Below are 25431 nucleotides of genomic sequence, written 5' to 3'. Positions count from 1 at the left end.
AACTATCGCCGCTAGTTTATGTGTCGGACGTCAAGAGGGCCCGCCCAGGAGGAAACGCGATGAAGGCACACGACGGCATGTACATCGACGGCGCCTGGCGCCCCGCCGCGGGCCCGGATGTGATCGAGGTGGTGAACCCGGCCGACGAGCAGGTCGTCGGCCGGGTCCCGGCCGGCACCGCGGCCGACGTCGACACCGCCGTACGCGCCGCCCGCGCCGCCCTCCCGGGCTGGGCCGCCGCCCCGCCCGCCGAGCGCGCCGCGCGGCTCGCCGCCCTGCGCGACCTCCTCGACGCCCGCAAGGACGAGATCGCCGAGACGGTCACCGCCGAGCTCGGCTCCCCCCTGAAGTTCTCCCAGGCGGTCCACGCGGCCGTCCCGATCGCGGTCGCGGGCTCGTACGCCGAGCTGGCGGCGACGTACGCCTTCGAGGAGAAGGTCGGCAACTCGACCGTGTACCACGAGCCCATCGGCGTGGTCGGCGCCATCACGCCCTGGAACTACCCGCTGCACCAGATCGTCGCCAAGGTCGCCCCGGCGCTGGCGGCGGGCTGCACGGTGGTGGTGAAGCCCGCCGAGGACACCCCGCTGGTCGCCCAGCTCTTCGCCGAGGCGGTCCACGAGGCCGGCCTCCCCGCGGGCGTCTTCAACCTCGTCACCGGCCGCGGCCCGGTCGCCGGCCAGGCGCTCGCCGAGCACCCGGGCGTCGACCTGGTCTCCTTCACCGGCTCCACGGCCGTCGGCCGGCGGATCGGCGCGGTGGCCGGCGCGGCGATCAAGAAGGTCGCCCTGGAGCTGGGCGGCAAGTCCGCCAACGTCATCCTGCCGAGCGCCGACCTGGCGAAGGCGGTCAACGTCGGCGTCGCCAACGTCATGTCCAACTCCGGGCAGACGTGCAGCGCCTGGACACGGATGCTGGTGCACCGGGACCAGTACGACGAGGCCGTGCAGCTGGCCGCGGCCGCCGCCGCGAAGTACGGCGAGCGCATCGGCCCGGTGGTCAACGCCGCGCAGCAGGAGCGGGTGCTCGGCTACATCGAGAAGGGGGTGGCCGAAGGGGCGCGCGTGGTCGCGGGCGGCCCCGAATCGCCGCGCGAGCGGGGCTGCTTCGTCAGCCCGACCGTCCTCGCCGACGTGACACCCGAGATGACCGTCGCGCAGGAGGAGATCTTCGGCCCCGTCCTGTCGATCCTGCGCTACGACGACGAGGAGGACGCCCTGCGGATCGCCAACGGCACGGTCTACGGCCTCGCCGGTGCCGTCTGGGCGGGCGAGGAGGCGGAGGCGGTGGCCTTCGCGCGCCGGATGGACACCGGGCAGGTCGACATCAACGGGGGCCGCTTCAACCCCCTCGCCCCCTTCGGCGGCTACAAGCAGTCGGGAGTGGGGCGCGAACTCGGGGCGCACGGCCTGGCCGAGTACCTCCAGACCAAGTCCCTCCAGTTCTAACCGCCGGCCCGTTCCGGTCCTCCAGTCCCGCACAGCCCCAAGGGAGTCCCCCGTCATGGCCGTCCGCGCCGCCGTCCTGCCCGCCATCGGTGCCCCGCTGGAGGTCACCGAGATCGACCTGCCCGACCCCGGACCCGGCCAGGTCCGCGTCCGCCTCGCCGCCGCCGGCGTCTGTCACTCCGACCTCTCCCTGTCGAACGGCACCATGCGCGTCCCGGTCCCCGCGGTCCTGGGCCACGAGGGCGCCGGCACCGTCGTCGCCGTGGGGGAGGGCGTCACGCACTTCGCGCCCGGTGCCGGGGTCGTCCTCAACTGGGCTCCGTCCTGCGGCAGTTGCCACGCCTGCGGGCTCGGCGAGGTCTGGCTGTGCGCCAACGCGCTGAACGGCGCCGCCGACGTCTACGCCCGCACCGCCGACGGCACCGACCTCCACCCCGGCCTGAACGTCGCCGCGTTCGCCGAGGAGACGGTCGTGCCGGCCGGCTGCCTCCTGCCGCTCCCGGACGGCATCCCGCTCACCGACGCCGCCCTGCTGGGCTGTGCCGTGCTCACCGGCTACGGCGCCGTCCACCACTCGGCGCGGGTCGGGGCGGGGGAGACGGTCGCGGTGTTCGGTGTCGGCGGCGTGGGCCTGGCCGCGCTCCAGTCGGCCCGGATCGCGGGCGCGGCGAAGATCGTCGCGGTCGACGTCTCCCCCGAGAAGGAGGAGCTGGCCCGCGCGGCGGGGGCCACCGACTATGTGATCGCCTCCGAGAACACCGCCCGCGAGATCCGCGGCCTCACGGGCAAGCAGGGCGTGGACGTGGCGGTCGAGTGCGTGGGCCGCGCGACCACGATCCGCGCGGCCTGGGACTCCACCCGCCGCGGCGGCCGCACCACGGTCGTCGGCATCGGCGGCAAGGACCAGCAGGTCACCTTCAACGCCCTGGAGATCTTCCACTGGGGCCGCACCCTCTCCGGCTGCGTCTACGGCGACTCCGACCCGGCGCGCGACCTGCCGGTCCTCGCCGAGCACGTCCGCGCGGGCCGCCTGGACCTGGGCGCGCTGGTGACGGAACGGATCGACCTGGAGGGCATCCCGGCGGCGTTCGAGAACATGCTCGCGGGCAAGGGAGGCCGGGCGCTGGTGATCTTCTAGCGCCCGCCGCGCCCGCCGCGCACGCCCCGGCCGTCCCCGCGAGGCCGGGGCCCGCGGCATGCCCGGATCCATTCTCCGTGCCGTATACAGGCAAAACTCCTGCCGTGCGACCCGTTGACGTACATACCGTCCGGTCAGTACGTTCCCCGAACCTGAGCCACCCCCCGTTCCGTCCCCCGCACCCACCGGAGTGTGCACGCATGGACACGGCGCCCCCCGCCCAGCCGCTCACCCCTACCGCTTCCGCCGTCGGCAACCGCCGTCGCGTGGCCACCGCCGCGGCGCTCGCCTCGGCCGTGGAGTGGTACGACTACTTCGTCTTCGGTATCGCCGCCGCCCTCGTGCTCGGCGACCTGTACTTCCCGGCCGGCAGCTCCACCGCGGGAGTGCTCGCCTCCTTCGCCACCTTCGCCGTCGGTTTCCTCGCCCGCCCCCTCGGCGGCATCGTCGCGGGTCAGCTCGGCGACAAGCGCGGCCGCAAGCCGATGCTGGTCCTCGCGCTCACCCTGATGGGCCTCGCCACCACCGGTATCGGCCTGCTCCCGACGTACGACACGATCGGTGTCGCCGCGCCGATCCTGCTGGTCCTCTTCCGGGTGCTCCAGGGCATCGCGGTAGGCGCCCAGTGGGGCGGCGCGATGCTGATGGCCACCGAGTACGCCCCCGAGGGCAAGCGCGGCATCTACGGCAGCTTCGTCCAGCTCGGCGTCCCCATCGGCGTGGTGACCGCCAACACGGTGTTCCTGCTGGCCGGAGCGTTCACCACCGACTCCCAGTTCGCGGCCTGGGGCTGGCGGGCGCCGTTCCTCGTCGGTCTGTTCGTCCTCGTGCTCGCCTGGTACATCCACACGCGCGTCGAGGAGACCCCCGAATTCCGGGCGGCGGAGAAGAAGCTGGCCGAGAAGGAGAAGTCCGAGCAGTCCTCCCCGCTGCGCACGATCATGCGCGGCCACCTCGGTACGGTGCTCCTGGCCGGCGGCTCCTTCGCCGTGAACACCGCGACCTTCTACATCATCATCACCGGCGTGCTCGACTACACGACGCGCGAACTCGGTATGAAGAAGAGCGCCGTCCTGACCGTCTCGCTCTGCATCAGCCTCACCCAGCTGGTGCTGATCCCGGCCGCCGCCGCGCTCTCGGACAAGATCGGCCGCATCCGCATCTACGCCCTCGGCGCGGCCGGTATCGGCCTGTGGGCCGTACCGCTGTTCCTGCTGATCGACACCGGCTCGCTGCTGTGGCTGGCGGTCGGCACGTTCGTCGCCAGCTGCTTCCTCAGCATCATGTACGGCCCGCAGGCGGCCCTGTTCGCCGAGCTGTTCACGCCCGAGATGCGCTACACGGGCGCCTCCCTCGGCTACCAGATCGCGGCCGTGCTCGGTGGCGGCCTCGCCCCGTTCGTCATGGTGCTGCTGCTGGAGGCCACGGGCACCTCGATGGCGGTCTCCGGCTACATCATCGGCCTCGCGGTGATCGCCCTGCTGTCCATCAAGGTCCTCGCCGGCCGGGCGCGTGCCGCCGGATCAAGCTGATTCGCGGGTCTGCTCGGGTTGCGGCGTCGCCGCCACGACCCGAGCGGACCGCGTCCGGGACCTCGACACGGCCACGCCCGCGAGGCACAGCCCTCCGCCCGCCAGCGTGAGCAGCCCCGGCACCTCGCCCAGCGCCAGCCAGGACATCAGCACGACCAGCGCGGGCACCGCGTACGTGGTCGCTCCCATGCGGGCGGCGGTCGTACGGGCGAGGGCGTACGCCCACGTCGTGAAGGCGAGCGCCAGCGAGAAGACGCCCAGGTAGACCATGTTGAGCGTCGCGGACAGCGAGGCGTCGGCCACGTCGCCGATCAGCTGCCCCGTGAAGGGCAGACACAGGACCGCGCCGACGAGACACCCGTACGTCGTCACCTGGAGCGCGCTCGCATGGCCGAGCGCCGGCTTCTGCGCCACGGCGCCGCCCGCGTAGCCGATCGCGGCGAGCAGGCACAGCACCACGCCGAGCAGTGACGAACCGCCCCCGCCCGACATCGACAACCCCACGGTCACCGCGCCGGCGAACGACACGGCCATCCCGGCCAGCAGCCGCGGCGGCACCGGATCGCCGAGCACCCGGGCGGCCAGCAGCGCCATCAGGATGGGCCCGATGTTCACCACGAGGGCCGCCGTACCGGCGTCCACCTGCTGCTCGCCCCAGTTCAGCACGACGCTGTAGAAGCCGAACCACAGCAGCCCCGATATCGCGATGCCGGGCCAGGCAGCCCGGGGCGGCAGCCCTTCCCGCCGGACGAGGCAGATGCCGCCCAGCACCAGGGCCCCGACGAGCAGCCGGCCCAACGCCAGCGCGCCCGGCGAGTACTCCTCGCCCGCACTGCGGATGGAGACGAAGGCGGAGGCCCACAGGACGACGGTGACGGTGGCCGCGCCCGCCGCGAGCAGTCGCGTGCGGCGGGTGGGATGGGCGGGAAGGACGTTCATCATGCTCCAGAGACTAGGTATGTGAGGATTCGCGAGCTCGCGGATTTCGGACGGGGCTGTGGCCGTCTGTGCCCCGCAGGGGCGCTCAGCGCAGCGTCGCCCGATCAATGCCCAGCACCTCGTACAGGGCCCGCTCCCCCGACTCGGTCACCTTCACGGCCCGCTCCGACCCGATCCGTACGCACCAGCCCGCATCCAGCGCGTGCCGGCACAGGGCCGCCCCCGCGACTCCCGCGAGGTGTGGTCGGCGTTCCGTCCAGTCGAGGCAGGCGCGGGCCAGGGGGCGGCGGCCGGTGTGGTCGAGGCGGATCCCGGCGCTGTCGAACCAACCAAGCCCCGCGTCCGTCAGCGCGAACCCCGTGTCCTGCCGCAACAGCCCGCGCGCCGTCAACGCGTCCGTGACCGCGATACCGAGCCGCCCGGCCAGATGGTCGTAGCAGGTGCGCCCGCGTGCCATGGCGGATCCGGCACTGGACTCCCGCAGATTCCGGGGCCGCCCGGCGGCCTGCGGGGCGACCTGCGCGGCCAGGTCCTCCAGCAGTTGCGCCACCCGCGCGTCGGCCAGCCGGACGTACCGGTGCCGCCCCTGCCGTTCCTCGGTGAGCAGTCCGCCCGCGACCAGCTTGCCCAGATGCTCGCTCAGGGTGGACGCGGCGACCCCGGCGTGCCGCGCCAGCTCACCGGCGGTCCACGCCCGCCCGTCGAGCAGCGCCAGCAGACAGGCGGCCCGGGTCTCGTCGGCCATGAGCGCGGCGAGCCGGGCCAGCTGGGGGGCCTGGGGATCCCTGGTGGTCATGGATCCCAGCATGCGGCACGGACACTTCGGCGTGGGCCGAAGCGTGCTGGGCCAGGGCCGCCCTAGGGGGTGCGCCCGACCTGCTCGTACTGCTGCGCGAGGCCGTCCAGCAGGGCCGTCAGGCCCGTCTCGAAGGCCCGCTCGTCGATCTTCTCCTGCTGGTCGGCGAGGAGGTGGGCCTGCCCGAGGTGCGGGTAGTCGGCGGGGTCGTACGCGCTCGCGTCGTCCACGAACCCCCCGGCGAACGAGCCGAGCGCCGAGCCCATGATGAAGTAGCGCATCAGCGCGCCGATGGAGGTGGCCTGCGCCGGCGGCCAGCCCGCGGCGACCATCGCGCCGTAGACGGCGTCGGCGAGCCGCAGTCCGGCCGGACGGCGGCCGGGGCCGCGGGCCAGGACCGGGACGATGTTCGGGTGGTCGCGCAGGGCCGCCCGGTAGGAGACGGCCCAGTCGTGCAGCGCGGTCCGCCAGTCCCGCCCACCCTCGAACATCGACAGGTCGACCTGCGCGCTGACCGAGTCGGCCACCGCCTCCAGGATCTCGTCCTTCGTGCGGAAGTGGTTGTAGAGGGACGGTCCGCTCACGCCCAGTTCGGCGGCGAGCCGACGCGTGGAGACGGCCGCGAGGCCCTCCGCGTCCACGAGTTCGCGCGCCGTCTCGACGATCCGGTCGTAGCTGAGGAGGGGCTTGCGCGGTCGGGCCATGGCGCACATAGTAGGGCTGCCCAAAGGAAACTAGCAGTGCTAATTTAAATGTACGGCTTTCAAGGTACGGCTCCCCACGGCCGCTGTCCGTGCGGGTGGCCACCGTCTGATGGGGTGACTCGGCATGAATCTGGAGCTCAGCGAGGAGCAGACCGCTGCCCGGCAGCTCGCCAGGGACTTCGTGGACCGCGAGATCGCCCCGCACGTGGTCGAGTGGGACCGTGCCGAGGAGGTCGACCGCGCGATCGTCAAGAAGCTCGGCGAGGTCGGCTTCCTGGGGCTGACGGTCGACGAGGAGTACGGCGGCTCGGGTGGCGACCATCTCGCGTACTGCCTGGTCACGGAGGAGCTGGGCCGGGGCGACTCCTCGGTGCGCGGCATCGTGTCGGTCTCGCTCGGCTTGGTCGCCAAGACGGTCGCGGCCTGGGGGAGCGAGGAGCAGAGGCGCCGCTGGCTCCCCGGGCTCACCGGGGGCGAACTGGTTGGCTGCTTCGGCCTCACCGAGCCGGGCACCGGCTCCGACGCCGGCAACCTCGCCACGCGCGCGGTCCGGGACGGCGGCGACTACGTCCTCAACGGCACCAAGATGTTCATCACCAACGGCACTTGGGCCGACGTCGTCCTGCTCTTCGCCCGCTCCACCGACGCGCCGGGCCACAAGGGCGTCTCGGCCTTCCTGGTGCCCACCGACACCCCCGGTCTGACCCGCCGCACCATCCACGGCAAGCTCGGCCTGCGCGGCCAGGCCACCGCGGAGCTGGTGCTGCAGGACGTAAGGGTGCCCGCCACGGCCATGGTGGGGGAGGACGGCAAGGGTTTCGCGGTCGCGATGTCGGCCCTGGCCAAGGGGCGGATGTCGGTCGCCGCGGGGTGCGTCGGCATAGCCCAGGCCGCCCTGGACGCGGCCGTCCGGTACGCCGGTGAGCGCGAGCAGTTCGGCAAGCCCATCGCCCGTCATCAGCTGGTCCAGGAACTGATCAGCGACATCGCCGTCGATGTGGACGCGGCCCGGCTGCTGACCTGGCGGGTCGCCGACCTGATCGACCGCGGGCTGCCCTTCGCCGTCGAGTCCTCCAAGGCCAAGCTGTTCGCCTCGGAGGCCGCAGTCCGCGCCGCCAACAACGCCCTCCAGGTCTTCGGCGGTTACGGCTACATCGACGAGTACCCGGCGGGCAAGCTGCTGCGCGACGCCCGCGTGATGACCCTCTACGAGGGCACGAGCCAGATCCAGAAGCTGGTCATCGGGCGGGCCCTGACCGGGGTTTCGGCCTTCTGAGCGTACGGGTTCTGAGTAGCGGGCTGAGTACTTCGGCGGATGTGGCCGCCACCGCGACCGCCGACCCTGTTCCCCATGAGTGAGACACCGGTCAAGCAGCAGAACACGGGCGCCTTCTACGGCCAGTCGGTCGCGTCCTTCGCGGTCGCCATGGCCGCCACCGGCATCGGCATCTACCAGCTGAACGCCAACGCCTGGGTGCGCGGCTTCCTGGCGATCGCGGTCCTCTACCTGGTGACCTCGGCCTTCACGCTCGCCAAGGTCATCCGGGACCGCCAGGAGGCCGGGCAGATCGTCAGCCGGGTCGACCAGGCACGGCTGGAGAAGCTGCTGGCCGAGCACGACCCCTTCGAGAAGACCCGGCCCACTCGCTAAGCGCCCGCTCAGTATCGGCGGTATGGTGGGGGTTCTGTCAGCGAGAGGGGCGAGTGAGCGATGAGTACGGCGGAGGACACGGCCGGCGAAGAGACGTCGGCGTGGGGTGAGGTCACACCCGACGCGGCCCGGCGGTTGCTGATCGCCGCCGTGGAGGCCTTCGCCGAGCGCGGCTACCACGCCACCACGACCCGTGACATCGCCGGCCGCGCGGGCATGAGCCCGGCCGCGCTCTACATCCACTACAAGACCAAGGAAGAGCTGCTCCACCGGATCAGCCGGATCGGCCACGAGAAGGCGCTGGAGATCCTTCGGACGGCGGCCCGGCGCGAGGGCACCCCCGCGGAGCGGCTCGCCGACGCCGTGAGTTCCTTCGTCCGCTGGCACGCCGGGGGGCGTACCACCGCCCGGGTCGTGCAGTACGAACTGGACTCCCTCGGCCCGGACGCCCGCGACGAGATCCTCGCGCTGCGCCGGCAGTGCGACGCCGAGGTGCGCGCGATCATCGAGGACGGCGTGGCGGCCGGTGACTTCGACGTGCTGGACGTCAAGGGCACGACCCTCGCCGTCCTGTCGCTGTGCATCGACGTGGCCCGCTGGTTCAACGTCGACGGCCACTGGACCCCCGACGAGGTCGGCGCGCTGTACGCCGACCTCGTGCTGCGGATGGTGGGGGCGAAGTAGCCCGCCGGGCGGCCGGGGCCGTCTAGAGGTAGTAGCGCGAGACGGACTCGGCGACGCACACGGGCTTGTCCCCGCCCTCGCGCTCCACGGAGAAGGCGAGGGAGACCTGGACGCCGCCCGTCACGTCCTCGACGCCGGTGATGGTGGCGGTGGCGCGCAGGCGCGAGCCGACCGGGACCGGGGCGGGGAAACGCACCTTGTTCGTCCCGTAGTTGACGCCCATCTTCACGTTCTCGACCTTGATGAGCTGAGGTCCGAAGAGCGGAAGCAGCGACAGCGTGAGATACCCGTGGGCGATGGTGGTCCCGAAGGGGCCCGCGGCGGCCTTCTCGGGGTCCACATGGATCCACTGGTGGTCGCCGGTGGCCTCCGCGAACAGGTCGATCCGCTTCTGGTCGACCTCCAGCCAGTCCGTGTGCCCCAGCTGCTCGCCCACCGCCGCCTTCAGGTCGTCGGCGGAGGTGAAGATCCTCGGCTCTGCCATGTCCAGGCCTCTCGCGTCACGTGTTCCGGATGACTATGTCTAAGCAACTGCTTAGTATGGTAGCGAGCGAAGCCCCTGTCAATGGACCGCGGGTGTGACGCGGTAGGTAGGTTGGAGGGCGTGCCCCAGATCCCCGAGAAGATCCACGAGCTCACGGTAGGCCAGCTCTCCGCCCGTAGCGGCGCGGCGGTCTCCGCCCTGCACTTCTACGAGTCCAAGGGCTTGATCAGCAGCCGCCGCACCTCCGGCAACCAGCGCCGCTACACCCGTGACACGCTCCGCCGGGTCGCTTTCGTCCGGGCCGCGCAACGCGTCGGCATCCCCCTGGCGACGATCCGCGACGCCCTTGCCGAACTCCCCGAGGAGCGCACCCCCACCCACGAGGACTGGGCACGGTTGTCGGAGGCATGGCGCTCGGAACTCGACGAGCGCATCAAGCAACTCAACCGCCTCCGCGACCACTTGACCGACTGCATCGGCTGCGGCTGCCTTTCCTTGGACACGTGCGTCCTGTCCAACCCGGACGACGTGTTCGGTGAACGACTGACGGGTTCGAGGCTGATGGCGGAGCAGAGCGGCGCTACAACGCCCCAAGGGGCGCGGGGAACTGCGCGACCAGCCACATAGAACCCGCAGCCGCCATCGCATCGGAGGCCCCGAGCTCATGGGCGTCAAAAAGGGCACCGCCCGGCCAATGCCGGGCACCCCCGCACCGCTCACTCGTACTCGGTTCCGCCCTTCCGCGTCAGATACGCCGGGCTGACCGCCTTCGCGATCGCCCGACCCCCGGTCACCGCGCTGTACCGCTCGACCGCCGGGCGTATCACCACGCCCTCCCGCAGATGCAGCTCCCGCTCCGAGACCGTCTCGCGCCCCGTGGCCACCTCCAGTACCCGCTCGATGTCGTACGGCCCCTCGAACAGCCTCGGCACCAGGGGCAGTTCACCCTCCAGGACCTCGGCCGCGTCCAGCCACCGCACCCGGCCGTCGATCTCCGCGGACACGTCGAACACCGCGTACCCCAGGGTCTCCCGCCGGCCGTCGGCGCCGTACGTCAGGTCCTGCACCCCCGCGCCGTAGACCTCGCCGAAGACGCCCACCCGGCGCGCCCCCAGCCGCTCGGCCAGCCGGGCCGCCGCCTCGGCGACACCGTGCCCGCGCATCGCCCGCCAGTACAGGTTCCGCGGCTCCTCCTTCAGGGCCAGGGACTTCGCGCCGAAGCCCTTGGAGGAGACATGGACCCGGTCCTCGTCGGCGACATACGTCAGCAGGCAGGCCGAGCCGTGCAGCTTCTCGGTCAGCACCACGGGCTCACCCGGGGTGAAGATGCCCGGGTACCGCTGGATGTTCTCGATGTCGACCCAGGGCAGCAGGTCCGGTGCCGACTCCACCTCACCGGACATCGTGGGCGGTATCGGCGGCACCCACTTGGTGATCCCGAGCCTCCCCCACTGCCTTGAAGGCGTGGGGGGACCCCCATCGCGAAGTCGGCGCCCTCCTCGGCCGCCCGTGCCAGATCGACGCCGGCCAGCGCCTTCGGACGGCACACGATGCCCTGCGACAGCTCACCGCGCAGCCGGACCGCCTTGACCCGGTCGGCCTTGCCGCCCGCCAGTCGCCCGGTCAGCCCCAGCTCGTCGATCAGCCCCGCGGGCAGCACGGACTGCTCGGGGATGTACACGGCGGCCTCACCGGTGCGGTACGCGCCCTTGGCGACGACGGCCCGGTACAGGCCGACCTGGGCCAGCTCCAGCGCGTCGGCGTTCGGATGCTCGTGGACGGTCAGCACTTCGGCGGTGACGCGCAGCGTCGACATGAGGGGCTCCTCGGTGTTCCTCAGGTGGGTTTCATCGCCCCCAACTGTCCGTACGGGAAAGGGCTGGAGCGACCGGAAATGCGGCTGGTATCGTCGCGATCTTCGGCCGGCGGCCCGCTGCCGCGCACGGAGTCCTGACGGGACCGACCACCATGTCCTCAGCTGCCCTCGACGCGGCCCTTGCCGACATCGACGCCGCCTTCAGCGGGTGCGCGAGCCCCGCCGAGACCGGCTGCGGCTACTGCCACGCGCCCGAGGAGACCGCGTATCTGCGCACGCCGGACGTGCCGATACCGGTGGACACGGTGCGGTACTACCTCTTCGAGGTGCCCAACCACTTCGATGACCATCCGGCGGTGATGCGGCGCCTGCTGCCGCAGGGAGCACGGGCGATGGCCGACGGCACCCTGGGCTCGATCGGCTACGGGGCGCACGGGCTGACGCGGGTGGACTGGCGCTCGTGGCCGCCGGAGCAGGCCGCCGCGATCGAGGCGTTCCTGCGCGCCTGGTGGCAGCACGCCCTCGCCACGCCGGAGCCGTCGTACGCCATCGACGTCGTCTTCGACACCTGCGCCACCATCGCCAGGACGGTGACCCCCTTCCTGGAGGGATGGGTGTCCGGCCCGGTCGCCGACGCGCATCTCGCCCGGTGCGCCGACGTCTGGCTCTACGACCTGCTGTCGGACGACTCCCCGTTCTCCTGGTGGTACGACGACACCATGGACGCCGGAGTCTTCGACCTGCGCGCCTGGCTCACCGGCCCCGGCGCCGCACGCCTCCACGCGCCTGGCTCACCGGCCCCGGCGCCGCACGCCTCCACGCGGCGGGCGAGTACGGCCTGGCAACGCGCGCCGAAGTCCTCGCCCTTCCTCAGAGTGAGCGCTGGGACCGTCTGTACTGAACCAGCCCCGTGGCCACCAACTGAGCGTTGGACAAAGCGCGTTCCCCGTCCGGCAGGACCAGCGTGTCCTCCAGGCCGATCCGGCTCGCCAGCCCCAGCTGCCCCGCCAGCCTCAGCACCGGCCATGCCCCGTCGTCCTCCCCGTGCAGCAGCACGGGACGGCCGAACGCCGGGCCCAGGTCGGCGAGGAGGGCGTGGGCGGTCGCCTCGGCTGTCTCCGGCGACGGGTCCGTCACCTCGGCCAGCACCCGCAGCACCCTCGGCCCCAGCGGCGAGCCGGCGAACCGCGCCGCCCCGTCGGTGCCGGACCAGATGCCGGCCTCGACGCCCACGCCCCGCTCGATCAGCGCCGCGGCCACGTCCTCGGCGCCGTCCTCATGCCAGTTGACCGAGGCGTGGTCCGGGAGCACCGTCCAGCTCCGCACGCGCTCCACCCGGGCCATCGGGTCGGGTTCCGCCCAGGCGCCCGTGGTCACCCCCACCGGCACCGACACCCGGGCCCGTAGCGCCGCAAGGGTCGGGGCCAGCACGCGCGGCGACAGGCTGTCCCGTCCGCAGGGAGTCTTGGCGTGGACATGGATGTCCGTGGCTCCGGCCGCGACCGCCTCGGCCGCGGAGCCGGCCAGCGCCTCCGGCGAGAGCGGCACCACGACGCCTTCGCCGGCCCCTCGGGTCCCGTTGAGACACACCTGGATCATTCCGACCTCATGCCGATCCCGCGCCGACAGGAGGGGGTGCGGCATCCCCGGCGCACCCCCGTCGTACTAGGCGGACATGAGCAATCGCCGTTCGCGCCGGGACGCCGCCAGCGCTTCGGGCGTGAGAACCGGACGCGGTACCACGATCCCGCAGTCCGTGCAGACCGGGCCGGACGACGGTTCATGGGCCAGGTCGTACTTGTAGATCAGCCGGTCCCCGCCGCACGCCGGGCACACACCGTCCGGGTCCCGCTCCAGCGCGGAGATCAGCCGGCGCAGCACCTCGGCCAGCGGTTCGTTCGGGTGGACCCGGGGGTTGTCGCACCAGGCGACTCCGAAACCGCCCCAGGTCAGCCGGTGCCAGTCGTCCACACTGCCCGGCCTGCGCAGTCCATCGTGCTTTTCCTTCTTGCGTCGCTCGGCGAACTCGACCTCGTAGGCCAGCCAGACCGAACGCGCTTCCTCCAGCTCGTCCAACGCGGCCACGAGCCGCGCAGGATCGGGGGAGCGGTCCTCCGGACCGAACCCTGCCCGGGAGCACAAGTGGTCCCAGGTCGCCCTGTGCCCGTAAGGAGCGAACCGCTCAAGGCACTTACGCAGCGAGTAGCGCCGTAGCGCCAGATCGCACCGCGGATCTCGCACCTGTCTCGCCAGACTCCGGAAACCGGCCATCGCCCTGCACCTCCGTCACACCTGCACCTGTACTTCGGTCACTTCGGCGTCGCCGCACGGACTTCGCGCGGCGTTGACGAATAGACGTATCGACATGCGATTCGGCTCCATCCGATTTCCGATGACCTCCAAAGCGAGCCCTGTGACTCCCAAACGTGACGCATGTTCATCTTCAATCCCGGGGATACCGCCGGTAACATCCCGGCTCACCCTCGTCGGTAGGAGCGGCCATGCCACGGCGTGCCCCACGCAACGCCCTAGTCGGACTGAGAACTCCCGGCAGATTCCCCGGGTTCCTGAAGACCGCATCCATATGCGTTCTGATTGCCGGACTTTTGTCGCCGCTTTCCCCGGCGACCGCCGCGGCCCCCGCCGCGGCAGCCGAGGCGACGGCCGCCGCCGATCACTGCGGCAACCAGTGTTCCGACGTCCTTCCGCCTGGTCAGAACGGCAACGCCACCCTCGCCCAGATCCTGCTCAACCAGGCCTTCGGCACCATGCCCGAACACGCCTCGGACCAGCTGGGCCCCTATGCCAACCTCGCCAAGGGCTACTCCGGTCTGACCAACGCGACGATCAACAACTTTTTCAACGACGCCTCGTTCGGCGTACCGTCCGATCAAGTCGCCTCCACCCTCAGTCCCGCCGGGCGCAGCGACGTGACGATCGTCCGTGACAAGAAGACCGGTGTCCCGCACATCACCGGTACCACCAGATACGGCACCGAGTTCGGCGCCGGCTATGCGGCGGCCCAGGACCGGCTGTGGCTCATGGACGTCTTCCGTCACGTCGGACGCGGCCAGCTCACCTCGTTCGCCGGCGGCGCGCCCTCCAACCAGGGTCTGGAGCAGCAGTTCTGGCGCCACGCGCCCTACACCGAAGCCGATCTCCAGGCCCAGATCGACAACGCCGTCGCCACCAACGGCGAACGCGGGCAGCTCGCCCTCGCCGACGCCAGGGCCTACCTCGACGGCATCAACTCCTACATCGACGCCTCCGACAGCGGCCGCTACTTCCCCGGCGAGTACGTCCTGACCGGCCACAAGGACTCCGTCACCAACGCCGGCACGATCGAGCACTTCAAGATCACCGACCTGGTCGCGCTGGCCTCCGTCATCGGCGCCCTGTTCGGCTCCGGGGGCGGCGGCGAGGTCAACAACGCGATCTCCCTGCTGGCCGCCCAGGAGAAGTACGGCGTGGCCGAGGGCACCAAGCTCTGGGAGTCGTTCCGCGAACGCAACGACCCCGAGGCGGTCGTCACCGTTCATGACAAGAGCTTCCCGTACGCCACCAAGCCCGACGACCCGCAGGGCGAGGCCCTGCCCGACGCCGGTTCCGTGGCCGAGGAACAGCTCGTGTACGACCGTACGGGCAGCGCGGCCGGATCCGCCGCGGGCACCGCCTCCACCACGGCGGCCAAGACGGCCATGAGCTCGGCGAAGCGCGGCATGTCCAACGCCCTCGTGGTGGGCGGCGAGCACACCGCGAGCGGCCACCCGGTCGCCGTCTTCGGACCGCAGACCGGCTACTTCGCACCCCAGCTCCTGCTGCTCCAGGAGATCCAGGGACCCGGCATCAGCGCCCGCGGCGCCTCCTTCGCCGGCCTGAGCATGTACGTCGAGCTGGGCCGCGGCCAGGACTACTCCTGGAGCGCCACCACCTCCGGCCAGGACATCATCGACACCTACGCCGTCGAGCTGTGCCAGGACGACCACCACTACCTGTACCGCGGCACCTGCACCGCGATGGACGAGGTCGAGCAGAAGAACGCCTGGAAACCGACGACCGCCGACAGCACCCCCGCGGGCTCGTACACGATGCGGGTCTGGCGGACGAAGTACGGTCCCGTCACGCACCGCGCCACCGTCGGCGGCAAGAAGGTCGCCTACACCACCCTGCGCTCGTCCTATCTGCACGAGGCCGACTCGATCATCGGCTTCCAGATGCTGAACGACCCGGACTACCTCAAGGGCCCGCAGGACTTCCAGAAGGCGGTGCAGCACATCAACTACACCTTCAACTGGTTCTACGTCGACTCCGAGCACACCGCCTACTACAACAGCGGCGACAACCCGGTGCGGGCGACCGGCGTCGACGCGGAGTTCCCGGTGTGGGCACAGCAGGCGTACGAGTGGCGGGGCTGGGACCCGGCCACGAACACGGCGCAGTACACGCCGCCCTCGGCCCACCCCAACTCCATCGACCAGGACTACTACATCTCCTGGAACAACAAGCAGGCCAAGGACTACACGACCGCCCCCTGGGGCGACGGCTCCGTCCACCGCGGCAACCTGCTGGAGAACCGGGTGAAGAAGCTGGTCGACGCGGGCGGGGTGACCCGCGCCTCGCTGGTGAAGGCGATGGCCGACGCGGGCCTCGCCGACCTGCGGGCCGAGGACGTACTGCCGGACCTGCTCAAGGTCGTCACCAGCTCCCCGGTGACCGACTCCACGGCCGCGGCGGCCGTGAGCAGGCTCCAGGCGTGGCTGGCGGCGGGCGGCAAGCGCACCGAGACGTCGGCCGGTTCGAAGACATACGCCGACGCCGACGCGATCCGCGTCCTGGACGCGTGGTGGCCGCTGCTGGTCAAGGCCGAGTTCGAACCGGGCCTCGGCAGCGAGCTGTACGGCGCGATCACCGCCAACCTGCCCATCGACGAGTCCCCGTCCGCCGCCCACGGCCCGACCGGCTCGCACGCCGGAAGCTCCTTCCAGTACGGCTGGTGGAGCTACGTCGACAAGGACATCCGGGCCGTGCTCGGTGAGTCGGTACAGGGCCCGCTCGACCGGAAGTACTGCGGCGGCGGCAGCCTCAGCGCCTGCCGGGACCTTCTGATCAGCACCCTGAAGGAGGCGGCCGGCAAGACCGCGGCCCAGGTCTACCCCGGTGACGACCAGTGCTCGGCCGGCGACCAGTGGTGCGCCGACTCGATCGTCCAGCGCACGCTGGGCGGCATCAAGCACGGCAGGATCAGCTGGCAGAACCGGCCGACGTATCAGCAGGTCGTGGAGTTCACGTCACACAGGTGACCTGTGTCCGAGGTGACTGGTGAGCGGCGGCGGGTCAGTGGATACGGCCCGCCGTCAGCACCACCCGTGCCAGCTCCCGGTGCGCGATGTCGCTGTGCGCTCCCGCCGGCGGCCCGCCCCGCCTGACGACCGCCGCCGCGTCGATGTTCACGCATCCCGAGGTGGGCAGCTCCGCCCCGAGCGCGTCGGCCAGCCGCAACGACCGGGTCCCCGGCACCGCCTGCACCCCGTCGTGCCCCATCGCACCCCACTTGGCACCCAGCATCCGGCCGACGTCCGGGGCCGCGATCCCGCGCGCGTCCCCCGCCATGCGGGAGGCCAGCGGATACATGGTCGACAGGGCCGAGTCGTGCCGCGAGTAGCAGCACACCAGCGGTCCGTCGACCCGGTTCTGCTGGCCCTCCAGTACACCGCCCGCCCGCGCGTCGTGCGGCAGCCGGGACGCGAACGCGTAGTGCGAGAAGGCGCCTTGGAGCAGCGTCACGGACTTCACCGTGCGCACGCCCTCGGGCAGCCCGCGCAGCGCGAACGACACCAGCCGGGCGCCGAAGCTGTGCCCGACGAGATGCACCCGCACCTCGTCCGCCCGCTCGGCCAGCTGCCCGATCACCCGGCCGAGCCCCCGCTCACCGACCGTCCCCGCGCGGCGCTTCATGGCGTAGTACGTCGCCTGCCGCAGCAGCTCGTGGGCGCCCTCCCAGGGGTTCGGCAGCGAGAACGAGGGCGCCGCGGCGTCCGGCGTTCCGTCCGGTGCCCCGCCCGACGCTTCGAGGTGCGCCAGCGCCCGCGCGAACTCCTCGCACAGGGCGGCGGTCGAGCCCGCGAACATGTCCGGCGCGTCCTGCGGCACCCCCTCGCACAGCGTGTCCGCCGCGAACAGCGCCTGCGGCCCCGGCGGAACGACATCCACCAGCATCCGCACCAGCCGCCCGAACTCCTCCAGGTCGGCTTCCTCGCGCGGCTGCTGGTCCAGGAGCCGCGCGATCTGGTCGATCACGGTCGCCCGCCCGGGAAACGTGTCCAGCAGCGCGTGCCGCGTGTCCTTGTCGAGCACCGGCCGACGGGGCATCTCGGCCGCCACAGCCCGCGGAAAGTCCGGGATCGGCTCGTCCGAGAACCGCATCGACGGCCAGACCACGCCCACGTACCCGATCTTCGCCGCCGGAGCGAGCTGCGGGATCGGCGCGAAGAAGCGGTCGTAGAGCCGGGTGGCCCCCGAGCGGTCGCTGTTCCAGCCGTGCGCGAAGACGATCAGGTCACGGACGTGGTGCCGCGCCACCCCGGCCAGCAGCCGGTCCCGCCGCCGGGCGTCCGGATCCCCGTCCGCGTCGAAGGTCAGCTCCCAGTAGGGAGTCACGCTCACTGCCGGTTCCGCCATGACAGGCCCCCTCGTCCCCCGAAGCGGTGCGATACGGGCGCATCGTCCTGCTACCGGGCGGGATTGGCCATACGTCGTCACCCATCAGCGGCACACGACGGGGGCGCTCATCTGTACAGCAGGTACTCCTCGCGCACCCGCCGGAACGCCGCCAGCTCCCGCTGCCAGCCCGCCACCACGTCGTCGGTGCCCGCGCCCGCGTCGATCATCGTGCGCACCCGGGTGGAGCCGGTGAGCTTGTCGATCCAGTTGTCCGGCCGCCAGCCGAAGCCGCTCCAGACCTTCCTGGCGGTCACCAGCAGGGCGATTCCGGTACGGACGGGGTCGTAGGCGGCGCGGTCGTGGACATGGATCTGTACGCCGCCGACGGTCTTGCCCTGGAACTTCGAGAACGTCGGGGCGAAGTACGCCTCCCTGAAGCGCACACCGGCGAGGCCGAGTTCGTTGGCGGCCGCCGCCCAGCGCCCGTCGACGCCTTCCGCGCCCAGCAGTTCGAAGGGGCGGGTCGTACCGCGTCCCTCCGAGAGGTTCGTGCCCTCGAAGAGGCACGTGCCCGCGTACACGAGGGCGGTGTCCGGCGTCGGCATGTTCGGGCTCGGCGGCACCCAGGGCAGGCCCGAGGCGTCGTGGAAGTCGGACCGCCGCCAGCCCGTCATCCGTACGGTCTCCAGTGGCACCGGGGTGGTGAGGAACTCCCCGTTGAACAGGCGCGCCAGCTCCGCGACCGTCATGCCGTGTGCCTGGGAAACGGGCTGCCGGCCGACGAAGGAGGCGAACTCCTTGTGCAGCACCGGGCCTTGGGCCGACCGTCCGGTCACCGGGTTCGGCCGGTCCAGCACCACAAAGCGCTTGCCGGCCAGCTGGGCCGCCTCCATGCAGTCGTAGAGGGTCCAGATGTAGGTGTAGAAGCGTGCGCCCACGTCCTGGATGTCGAAGACGATCGTGTCGACGCCGGAGGCCGTGAAGATGTCCGCGAGGGGCTGACCGCTCTTGAGATACGTGTCGTAGACCGGCAGGCCGGTCGCCGGGTCGTCGTAGCGGCCTTCCGAGCCGCCGGCCTGGGCGGTGCCGCGGAAGCCGTGCTCGGGGCCGAAGACGGCCCTCAGATTCACTCTGTCGTCGACGTGCATGACGTCCACGACGTGGCGGACGTCCCGGGCCACGCCGGTCGGGTTGGTGACGATTGCGACCTTCTGGCCTTCGAGGACCGAGTATCCGTCGGCCGCGAGCCGCTCGAAGCCGGTGCGTGGTCGGGTGCGGCGTTCGGACGCCGCCGCTGCCGAGGGGAGGGACGCTGCTGCCGTTGTCGCTGCGAGGAGAGCTCGTCTGGATAGGCGCATGGGGTGCACCGTATGTGCTCCCGCCGGTCGTGGGGAGTGCGCGGGCGACGCGTGGCTGGTCGCGCCCCGCGGCGGAGCCGCACAGTGGACACAGTCCCGCGCCCCTGGAGGGCGTCGCGGTGGCCCTTCCCTGCTACATACCGACCGGTTAGTCTGGCCATGCAGTCGAGCCGCAGTCGAAGGAGACCGATGGTGGAAGCCGTTCAAGGTGCCGGAGTGGTCGTCACGGGGGCGGGGGGTGGCATCGGGGCCGCTCTGGCGCGGCGCTTCGCCGCCGAAGGGGCCCGGGTGGTCGTCAATGACCTGGACGGGGTGAAGGCCGCCGCTGTCGCCGACGAGATCGGCGGCATCGCGGTCCCGGGCGACGCCTCCTCGATCGTCTCGGCTGCCCGGGACGCCCTCGGCGGCACCGTCGACGTCTACTGCGCCAACGCCGGGGTCGCCTTCGGAGGCGCGGATCCGGGACAGCCGTTCGACGAGAAGTCCTGGTCACTGTCGTGGGACGTCAACGTCATGGCACACGTCCGCGCGGCCCATGAGCTGCTCCCGGACTGGCTGGAGCGCGGCAGCGGGCGGTTCGTCTCCACCGTCTCGGCCGCCGGGCTGCTCACCATGATCGGCGCCGCGCCCTACGCCGTCACCAAGCACGGCGCCCTCGCCTTCGCCGAGTACCTGTCGTTGACGTACCGGCACCGTGGCCTGAAGGTCCACGCCATCTGCCCGCAGGGCGTGCGCACCGGCATGCTGGACGCCACCGGCAGCGCGGGGGACCTGGTGCTGAAGCCCACCGCCATCGCGCCGGAGGACGTGGCGGACGCCCTGTTCAAGGGCATGGCGGAGGACCGCTTCCTGATCCTTCCGCACCCCGAGGTCGCCGGGTACTACCAGGCGCGGGCCGCCGAGCCCGACCGCTGGCTGACCAACATGAACCACCTGCAGCAGAAGTGGGAGGAGAACCGGTGACCGACGCCCCCGCCTCCCGTTACGCGGCCAAGCCCTGGCTCGCCCTGCTCAGCGACGCCCAGCGCGCCCCGGTCGACCCGGCCCACACCCTCGTGCACGCCCTGCGCCGGGTGGTCGCCGAGACCCCGGAGCGCGCCTTCCTCGCCTACTTCGACGGTCGCCTGACCTACCGCGAGGTCGACGAGCTCAGCGACTCCGTCGCCGGGCACCTCGCCGCCCGTGGCCTGGAGCGCGGCGACCGCGTGGCGATCCTGATGCAGAACTCCCCGCACTTCGTGCTCGCCCTGCTCGGCGCCTGGAAGGCGGGGGCGGTCGTCGTACCCGTGAACCCGATGTACAAGTCGGGGGAGGTCGGGCACGTCCTGCGGGACGGTGAGGTGGCCGCGCTGATCTGCTCCGACCGGGCCTGGGACGCGTATCTGCGCGAGACGGCGGCCGACTCGCCGGTGCGGATCGTGCTCACCGGGTGCGAGCGGGACTTCCAGACGCGCGACGACGCGCGCGTGCTGACCTTCGAGCGGCTCCCGGAGGCCGACGACACCGACGACCTGACGGACGTGGCCCGGGCCGGACACAAGGCGCCGCAGGGCCGTGACCTCGGCCCGTCCGACATCGCGCTGATCAGCTACACCTCGGGCACCAGCGGCACCCCCAAGGGCGCCACCAACACGCACGGCAACATCATGTACAACGCGGAGCGGCAGCGCACCGGCCTGGAACTGCCCGACGCACCCGTCTACTTCGCGCTGGCGCCGCTCTTCCACATCACCGGGATGGTCTGCCAGCTCGGCGCCTGTCTCGACAGCGCGGGCACGCTGGTGCTGGCCTACCGCTTCGAGGCCGGGGTGGTGCTCGACGCGTTCGCCGAGCACGGGCCGCACTACACCGTCGGCCCGTCGACCGCCTTCATGGCGCTGGCCGCCCATCCGGACGTCACCCGGGATCACTTCGCCTCCTTCCGGATGATCTCCTCCGGCGGCGCCCCGCTGCCGCCCGCCCTGGTCGAGAAGTTCCGGGCCGGCTTCGGGCCGTACATCCGCAACGGCTACGGCCTCACCGAGTGCACCGCCCCCTGCGCCTCCGTCCCGCCCGGCCTGGAGGCCCCCGTCGACCCGGTCTCCGGGACGCTGGCCGTCGGTCTGCCCGGTCCCGAGACGGTCGTACGCATCGTCGACGACCAGGGCCAGGAGGTCCCCTTCGGCGAACAGGGCGAGATCCTCGTGCGCGGCCCGCAGGTCGTACCCGGCTACTGGCGGCGGCCCGACGCCACCGCCGAGACCTTCCCGGACGGCGAACTGCGCACCGGGGACATCGGCTTCATGGACGCCGAGGGCTGGCTGTACGTCGTCGACCGCAAGAAGGACATGATCAACGCGTCCGGCTTCAAGGTCTGGCCGCGCGAGGTCGAGGACGTGCTCTACACCCACCCGGCGGTGCGCGAGGCGGCCGTCGTCGGGGTGCCCGACGGGTACCGCGGGGAGACCGTCAAGGCGTACATCAGCCTCCGTCCGGGTGCGGAAGCCGACCCCGACGCACTCGCCGCGTACTGCAGGGAGAGACTGGCCGCCTACAAATATCCGCGTCAGGTGGAGATCCTGCCCGACCTGCCGAAGACGGCAAGTGGGAAGATCCTCCGACGGGACCTTCGTTCCCGCGCGTAAGACGGCTGTTCAGTCGGCAGACATCTCGGAAGGGCAGGTGGCGGCACAGTGGCCAGGACGACGGACGGAGACGGTACGCCCGTCCCCCAGCGGCTGCTCGCCGCCGCCACCCGGCTCTTCGCCGAGCGGGGCTACGACCGCACCTCGGTGCAGGAGATCGTGGAGGCGGCCGGCGTCACCAAGGGGGCGCTGTACCACTACTTCGGTTCCAAGGACGACCTTCTGCACGAGGTGTACGCGCGCGTGCTGCGCGTTCAGCAGGAGCGGCTCGACGCCTACGCGGACGCCGACGAGCCCATCGAGAAACGGCTCAGAGGCGCGGCCGCGGACGTGGTCGTCACGACGATCGAGAACCTCGACGACGCGATGATCTTCTTCCGCTCGATGCACCATCTGAGCCCGGAGAAGAACAAGCAGGTGCGTGCCGAGCGCCGGCGCTACCACGAACGCTTCCGCGCGCTCGTCGAGGAGGGCCAGGAGACGGGCGTCTTCTCCAAGGCGACCCCGGCCGACCTGGTGGTGGACTACCACTTCGGGTCCGTCCACCACCTGTCGACCTGGTACCGGCCGGACGGCCCGATGACCCCCCAACAGGTCGCCGACCACCTCGCCGACCTGCTGCTGCGGGCCCTGCGCCCCTGATCTTCAGCCCGTCCGGCGTTTGAGGACGAGGCCCGAAGGGCCGAAGCGGGGATCTGGGGGCGCAGCCCTCAGGAACGGGATGGGACGGGTAGGGGCGGGGGGGGGGGGGGGGGACCCCCCCCCCCCCCCGCCCCCGGCGTCACACGTACTTCTTCAGCTCCCGCCGCGCCAGCGACCGCTGATGCACCTCGTCCGGCCCGTCCGCGATCATCAGCGTCCGCGCCCCGGCGTACAGCTCCGCCAGCGGGAAGTCCTGGCTCACACCACCCGCACCGTGCAACTGGATCGCCCGGTCGATGATGTCGACCACCGCACGCGGCGTGGCGATCTTGATGGCCTGGATCTCCGTGTGGGCACCCTTGTTGCCGACGGTGTCCATCAGCCAGGCCGTCTTCAGGACCAGCAGCCGCAGCTGCTCGACCGTCACCCGCGCGTCGGCGATCCAGTTGTGCACCACACCCTGCTGGGCCAGTGCCTTGCCGAACGCCGTACGGGACGCGGCCCGGCGGCACATCAGCTCGATCGCCCGCTCGGCCATGCCGATCAGCCGCATGCAGTGGTGGATCCGGCCGGGACCGAGCCGTGCCTGCGCGATGGCGAAGCCGCCGCCCTCCTCGCCGATCAGGTTGGACGCCGGTACGCGCGCGTGGTCGAAGATCACCTCGGCGTGGCCGCCGTGGTAGTGGTCCTCGTAGCCGAAGACCCGCATGGCTCGCTTGACCGTGACACCCGGGGTGTCGCGGGGGACCAGGATCATCGACTGCTGGCGGCGGATGTCCTCGCCGTCCGGGTCCGTCTTGCCCATCACGATGAAGATCTTGCAGTCCGGGTTCATCGCCCCGGAGATGTACCACTTGCGGCCCGTGATGACGTACTCGTCCGTACCGTCGGAGGCTCGCTCGATCAGCGTGGTGATGTTGGTGGCGTCGGACGAGGCCACCTCCGGCTCGGTCATCGCGAACGCCGAGCGGATCTCGCCGGCCAGCAACGGCTCCAGCCACTGCTTCTTCTGCCGCTCGTCGGCGAACTGGGACAGCACCTCCATGTTCCCGGTGTCGGGCGCCGCGCAGTTCGTGGCGGTGGGCGCCAGCTGCGGGGAACGGCCGGTGATCTCGGCGAGCGGGGCGTACTGGAGGTTGGTGAGGCCGGCACCGTACTCGGCGTCCGGCAGGAAGAGGTTCCACAGGCCCTGCCTGCGCGCCTCGGCCTTCAGCTCCTCGACCACGGCCGGGGTGTCCCACGGGGACGCGAGCGCGGCCCGCTGTTCCTCCGCCACCGCTTCCGCCGGGTAGACGTACTCGTCCATGAAGGCGAGCAGCTTGGCGCGCAGTTCCTCGGTGCGCGCGTCGAACGCGAAGTCCATGGCGGATCAGCCTTCCTGAAGGGTGGTGAGGCCGTGCTGGATGAAGACGGGGACCAGGTCGCCGATGCGGTCGAAGCCACGGCCGACCGTCTGGCCCAGCGTGTAGCGGTAGTGGATGCCCTCCAGGATCACGGCGAGCTTGAACCAGGCGAACGCCGTGTACCAGGAGACCGCGGAGACGTCGCGCCCCGAGCGCGCGGCGTACCGCTCGACGAGTTCGGCCGGTGCCGGGTGCCCCGGGGCCTCGGCCGTGGTGGAGACGGGGGAGTCGGGCATACCCAGCGGCAGGCTGTACATCACCAGCAGGCCCAGGTCGGTCAGCGGATCACCGAGCGTGGACATCTCCCAGTCGAGGATCGCCTTGATGCGGTCGTCCTCACCGATGAGCACGTTGTCGAGCCGGTAGTCGCCGTGCACGACCGCTGCGGCGGGGGAGGTGGGCAGCCGGCGGCCGAGCGTCGCGTGCAGCTCGTCGATGCCGGCCAGCTCGCGGTTGCGGGAGGCGTCCAACTGCTTGCCCCAGCGGCGCAGTTGCCGGTCCAGGAAGCCCTCGGGCCGGCCGAAGTCCGCGAGGCCCACCTCGGCGGGGTCCACGGCGTGCAGCTCCACGAGGGTGTCCACCAGCGACAGCACCGCGCCCCGGGTGCGCTCGGGACCGAGCGGGGCCAGCTGGTCGGCGGTGCGGTACGGGGTGCCCTCGACGAACTCCATGACGTAGAACGGTGCCCCGAGCACCTCTTCGTCCTCGCACAGCAGCACCGGCCGCGGCACCGGCACGTCCGTCGGGTGCAGGGCGCTGATGACCCGGTGCTCGCGCTTCATGTCGTGCGCCGTGGCGAGGACATGGCCGAGCGGGGGGCGTCGTACGACCCACTTGGAGGTGCCGTCGGACACGGTGTAGGTGAGGTTCGACCGTCCGCCCTCGATCAGCCGGCCGGTCAGCGGACCCTGTGCCAGACCGGGCCGCTCGCGCTCGAACAGGCCGCGCAGCCGGTCGAGATCGAGACCGGGCGGATGGTCGGGGCTCATACGTCGCTCCTACAGGCAGGTGAACCAGACCTGACTTATGATGCCGACCAGTCGGTATGTAGTCCAGTGGGGAAGCCCAACGTGATCGGGGCCACGATAGGCCGACAGCTCCCCGTACGGAGCGCCGGGGAGCTGTCGGTGGTGGTTTCCCGGCCAGCGCGCCGAAGGGGTGCAGCCTCTCGGCGGGCTCGCGGGCGTGCTCGGAACGGCCCCGTCGGGCTCAGTGGTCGTCCCAGTGGCCGTCGTGCGAGGCGTGCCGGTGGCCGTCGTGGAGGTAGTCGACGTGGTCGCCGTGCAGGACACTCTCGTGTCCGCAGTCGGCGCCGTGCTGATGGGTGTGGCCGTCGTGCGCGGTGTGCCCGTTCGCCTCGCACTCGTCCCAGTGGCCGCCGTGCTCGCGGTGCAGGTGGCCGTCGTGCGCGTAGTCGGTGTGGTCGCCGTGCGGTACCGCGGTGTGCCCGCAGTCCGGACCGTGCGTGTGCGTGTGGGCGGGGTGTTCCACGTGCAGGGTGGTCATGGTGCTCACCTTCGAAGGCGCGGGTTGTGACGTCGGACAGGCTGCC

23 protein-coding genes and 1 pseudogene are annotated in these 25431 nt (G+C 71.4%); 11 read left to right on the top strand and 13 right to left on the bottom strand.

Going from position 1 to position 25431, the window contains the following annotated elements; all coding sequences use genetic code 11:
* Positions 1 to 59 precede the first annotated feature (59 nt).
* From ACFU95_RS28930 to ACFU95_RS28920, 3 genes are all read left to right on the top strand, one after another.
* Positions 60 to 1448 (top strand): aldehyde dehydrogenase family protein, encoded by a 1389-nt coding sequence (locus ACFU95_RS28930; RefSeq protein WP_383832942.1) that lies wholly within the window; start codon positions 60 to 62, stop codon positions 1446 to 1448.
* 55 nt (positions 1449 to 1503) lie between these two features.
* Positions 1504 to 2586, top strand: coding sequence for a Zn-dependent alcohol dehydrogenase (locus ACFU95_RS28925; protein WP_383832940.1), 1083 nt, complete (start codon positions 1504 to 1506; stop codon positions 2584 to 2586).
* Positions 2587 to 2786: 200 nt separating this feature from the next.
* Positions 2787 to 4118, top strand: coding sequence for an MFS transporter (locus ACFU95_RS28920; protein WP_383832938.1), 1332 nt, complete (start codon positions 2787 to 2789; stop codon positions 4116 to 4118).
* On the opposite strand, the gene ACFU95_RS28915 is transcribed toward ACFU95_RS28920, so the two are convergent.
* From ACFU95_RS28915 to ACFU95_RS28905, 3 genes are all read right to left on the bottom strand, one after another.
* A complete protein-coding gene (locus tag ACFU95_RS28915; RefSeq protein ID WP_383832936.1) occupies positions 4110 to 5060 on the bottom strand; it encodes a DMT family transporter in 951 nt (316 codons plus the stop codon). The two genes, ACFU95_RS28920 and ACFU95_RS28915, sit on opposite strands and share 9 nt — an antisense overlap.
* Positions 5061 to 5142: 82 nt before the next feature.
* Positions 5143 to 5853 carry an ArsR/SmtB family transcription factor gene (locus tag ACFU95_RS28910; RefSeq protein ID WP_383832934.1) on the bottom strand — a complete coding sequence of 237 codons (711 nt, stop codon included), beginning with the start codon at positions 5851 to 5853 and terminating at the stop codon, positions 5143 to 5145.
* Positions 5854 to 5915: 62 nt separating this feature from the next.
* A complete protein-coding gene (locus ACFU95_RS28905) occupies positions 5916 to 6557 on the bottom strand; it encodes a TetR/AcrR family transcriptional regulator (RefSeq protein ID WP_383832932.1) in 642 nt (213 codons plus the stop codon).
* Positions 6558 to 6681: 124 nt separating this feature from the next.
* Between ACFU95_RS28905 and ACFU95_RS28900 the strand changes: the two genes are divergently transcribed.
* The 3 genes from ACFU95_RS28900 to ACFU95_RS28890 all read left to right on the top strand — a co-directional run bounded on the left by ACFU95_RS28900 (position 6682) and on the right by ACFU95_RS28890 (position 8892).
* Positions 6682 to 7833 carry an acyl-CoA dehydrogenase family protein gene (locus tag ACFU95_RS28900; RefSeq protein ID WP_383832930.1) on the top strand — a complete coding sequence of 384 codons (1152 nt, stop codon included), beginning with the start codon at positions 6682 to 6684 and terminating at the stop codon, positions 7831 to 7833.
* A gap of 75 nt (positions 7834 to 7908) precedes the next feature.
* Entirely contained in the window at positions 7909 to 8208 is a 300-nt protein-coding gene (locus ACFU95_RS28895) for a YiaA/YiaB family inner membrane protein (RefSeq protein WP_383832928.1), read from the top strand.
* Between the two features lie 60 nt (positions 8209 to 8268).
* Entirely contained in the window at positions 8269 to 8892 is a 624-nt protein-coding gene (locus ACFU95_RS28890; protein ID WP_383832927.1) for a TetR family transcriptional regulator, read from the top strand.
* 22 nt (positions 8893 to 8914) lie between these two features.
* Here ACFU95_RS28890 and ACFU95_RS28885 read toward each other — a convergent pair whose 3' ends face one another.
* Positions 8915 to 9376: a MaoC family dehydratase gene (locus tag ACFU95_RS28885; protein ID WP_383832925.1), complete on the bottom strand. Its 462-nt coding sequence runs from the start codon at positions 9374 to 9376 to the stop codon at positions 8915 to 8917.
* A 120-nt stretch (positions 9377 to 9496) separates the two neighbouring features.
* On the opposite strand from ACFU95_RS28885, the gene soxR reads away from it, so the two are divergent.
* Entirely contained in the window at positions 9497 to 10003 is a 507-nt protein-coding gene (soxR, locus tag ACFU95_RS28880) for a redox-sensitive transcriptional activator SoxR (protein ID WP_383832923.1), read from the top strand.
* A gap of 89 nt (positions 10004 to 10092) precedes the next feature.
* Here soxR and ACFU95_RS28875 read toward each other — a convergent pair.
* The 4 genes and pseudogenes from ACFU95_RS28875 to ACFU95_RS28860 all read right to left on the bottom strand — a co-directional run bounded on the left by ACFU95_RS28875 (position 10093) and on the right by ACFU95_RS28860 (position 13463).
* Positions 10093 to 11192, bottom strand: a pseudogene (locus tag ACFU95_RS28875) (RNA ligase (ATP)).
* Positions 11193 to 11613: 421 nt separating this feature from the next.
* Positions 11614 to 11772 carry a hypothetical protein gene (locus ACFU95_RS28870; RefSeq protein ID WP_383832921.1) on the bottom strand — a complete coding sequence of 53 codons (159 nt, stop codon included), beginning with the start codon at positions 11770 to 11772 and terminating at the stop codon, positions 11614 to 11616.
* Between the two features lie 290 nt (positions 11773 to 12062).
* Positions 12063 to 12791, bottom strand: a complete 729-nt coding sequence (locus tag ACFU95_RS28865) for a 3-keto-5-aminohexanoate cleavage protein (protein WP_383833059.1) — start codon at positions 12789 to 12791, stop codon at positions 12063 to 12065.
* Between the two features lie 66 nt (positions 12792 to 12857).
* A complete protein-coding gene (locus tag ACFU95_RS28860) occupies positions 12858 to 13463 on the bottom strand; it encodes a hypothetical protein (protein ID WP_383832919.1) in 606 nt (201 codons plus the stop codon).
* 230 nt (positions 13464 to 13693) lie between these two features.
* On the opposite strand from ACFU95_RS28860, the gene ACFU95_RS28855 reads away from it, so the two are divergent.
* On the top strand, positions 13694 to 16492 hold the full coding sequence (locus ACFU95_RS28855) for a penicillin acylase family protein (protein WP_383832917.1): 2799 nt from the start codon (positions 13694 to 13696) through the stop codon (positions 16490 to 16492).
* A 34-nt stretch (positions 16493 to 16526) separates the two neighbouring features.
* Here ACFU95_RS28855 and ACFU95_RS28850 read toward each other — a convergent pair whose 3' ends face one another.
* Together ACFU95_RS28850 and ACFU95_RS28845 are read right to left on the bottom strand one after the other, a co-directional pair.
* A complete protein-coding gene (locus tag ACFU95_RS28850) occupies positions 16527 to 17870 on the bottom strand; it encodes a serine-threonine protein kinase (RefSeq protein WP_383832915.1) in 1344 nt (447 codons plus the stop codon).
* Positions 17871 to 17977: 107 nt separating this feature from the next.
* Entirely contained in the window at positions 17978 to 19210 is a 1233-nt protein-coding gene (locus ACFU95_RS28845) for an exo-beta-N-acetylmuramidase NamZ domain-containing protein (protein ID WP_383832913.1), read from the bottom strand.
* A gap of 189 nt (positions 19211 to 19399) precedes the next feature.
* Here ACFU95_RS28845 and ACFU95_RS28840 point away from each other — a divergent pair, with 189 nt between their 5' ends.
* From ACFU95_RS28840 to ACFU95_RS28830, 3 genes are read left to right on the top strand one after another with little or no spacing between them, the layout of a single operon-like run.
* Entirely contained in the window at positions 19400 to 20173 is a 774-nt protein-coding gene (locus ACFU95_RS28840) for an SDR family oxidoreductase (RefSeq protein WP_383832911.1), read from the top strand.
* On the top strand, positions 20170 to 21834 hold the full coding sequence (locus ACFU95_RS28835) for a class I adenylate-forming enzyme family protein (RefSeq protein ID WP_383832909.1): 1665 nt from the start codon (positions 20170 to 20172) through the stop codon (positions 21832 to 21834). Before ACFU95_RS28840 ends, ACFU95_RS28835 begins: the two co-directional genes overlap by 4 nt.
* Before the next feature lie 48 nt (positions 21835 to 21882).
* The gene (locus ACFU95_RS28830; RefSeq protein ID WP_383832907.1) at positions 21883 to 22476 is read left to right on the top strand and encodes a TetR/AcrR family transcriptional regulator; all 594 of its coding nucleotides are present in this window, start codon (positions 21883 to 21885) and stop codon (positions 22474 to 22476) included.
* Between the two features lie 139 nt (positions 22477 to 22615).
* On the opposite strand, the gene ACFU95_RS28825 is transcribed toward ACFU95_RS28830, so the two are convergent.
* The 3 genes from ACFU95_RS28825 to ACFU95_RS28815 form a co-directional block, all read right to left on the bottom strand.
* Positions 22616 to 23839: an acyl-CoA dehydrogenase family protein gene (locus ACFU95_RS28825; RefSeq protein ID WP_383832905.1), complete on the bottom strand. Its 1224-nt coding sequence runs from the start codon at positions 23837 to 23839 to the stop codon at positions 22616 to 22618.
* Between the two features lie 6 nt (positions 23840 to 23845).
* A complete protein-coding gene (locus ACFU95_RS28820; protein ID WP_383832903.1) occupies positions 23846 to 24868 on the bottom strand; it encodes a phosphotransferase family protein in 1023 nt (340 codons plus the stop codon).
* Positions 24869 to 25088: 220 nt separating this feature from the next.
* Positions 25089 to 25385: a hypothetical protein gene (locus tag ACFU95_RS28815; protein WP_383832901.1), complete on the bottom strand. Its 297-nt coding sequence runs from the start codon at positions 25383 to 25385 to the stop codon at positions 25089 to 25091.
* Positions 25386 to 25431 lie beyond the last annotated feature (46 nt).

Source organism: Streptomyces sp. NPDC057623, from assembly GCF_042800355.1.
Lineage (GTDB): Bacteria > Actinomycetota > Actinomycetes > Streptomycetales > Streptomycetaceae > Streptomyces.
The sequence above is the reverse complement of the archived record's forward strand: the minus strand, read 5'-3'. Positions and strand labels throughout refer to the sequence as shown.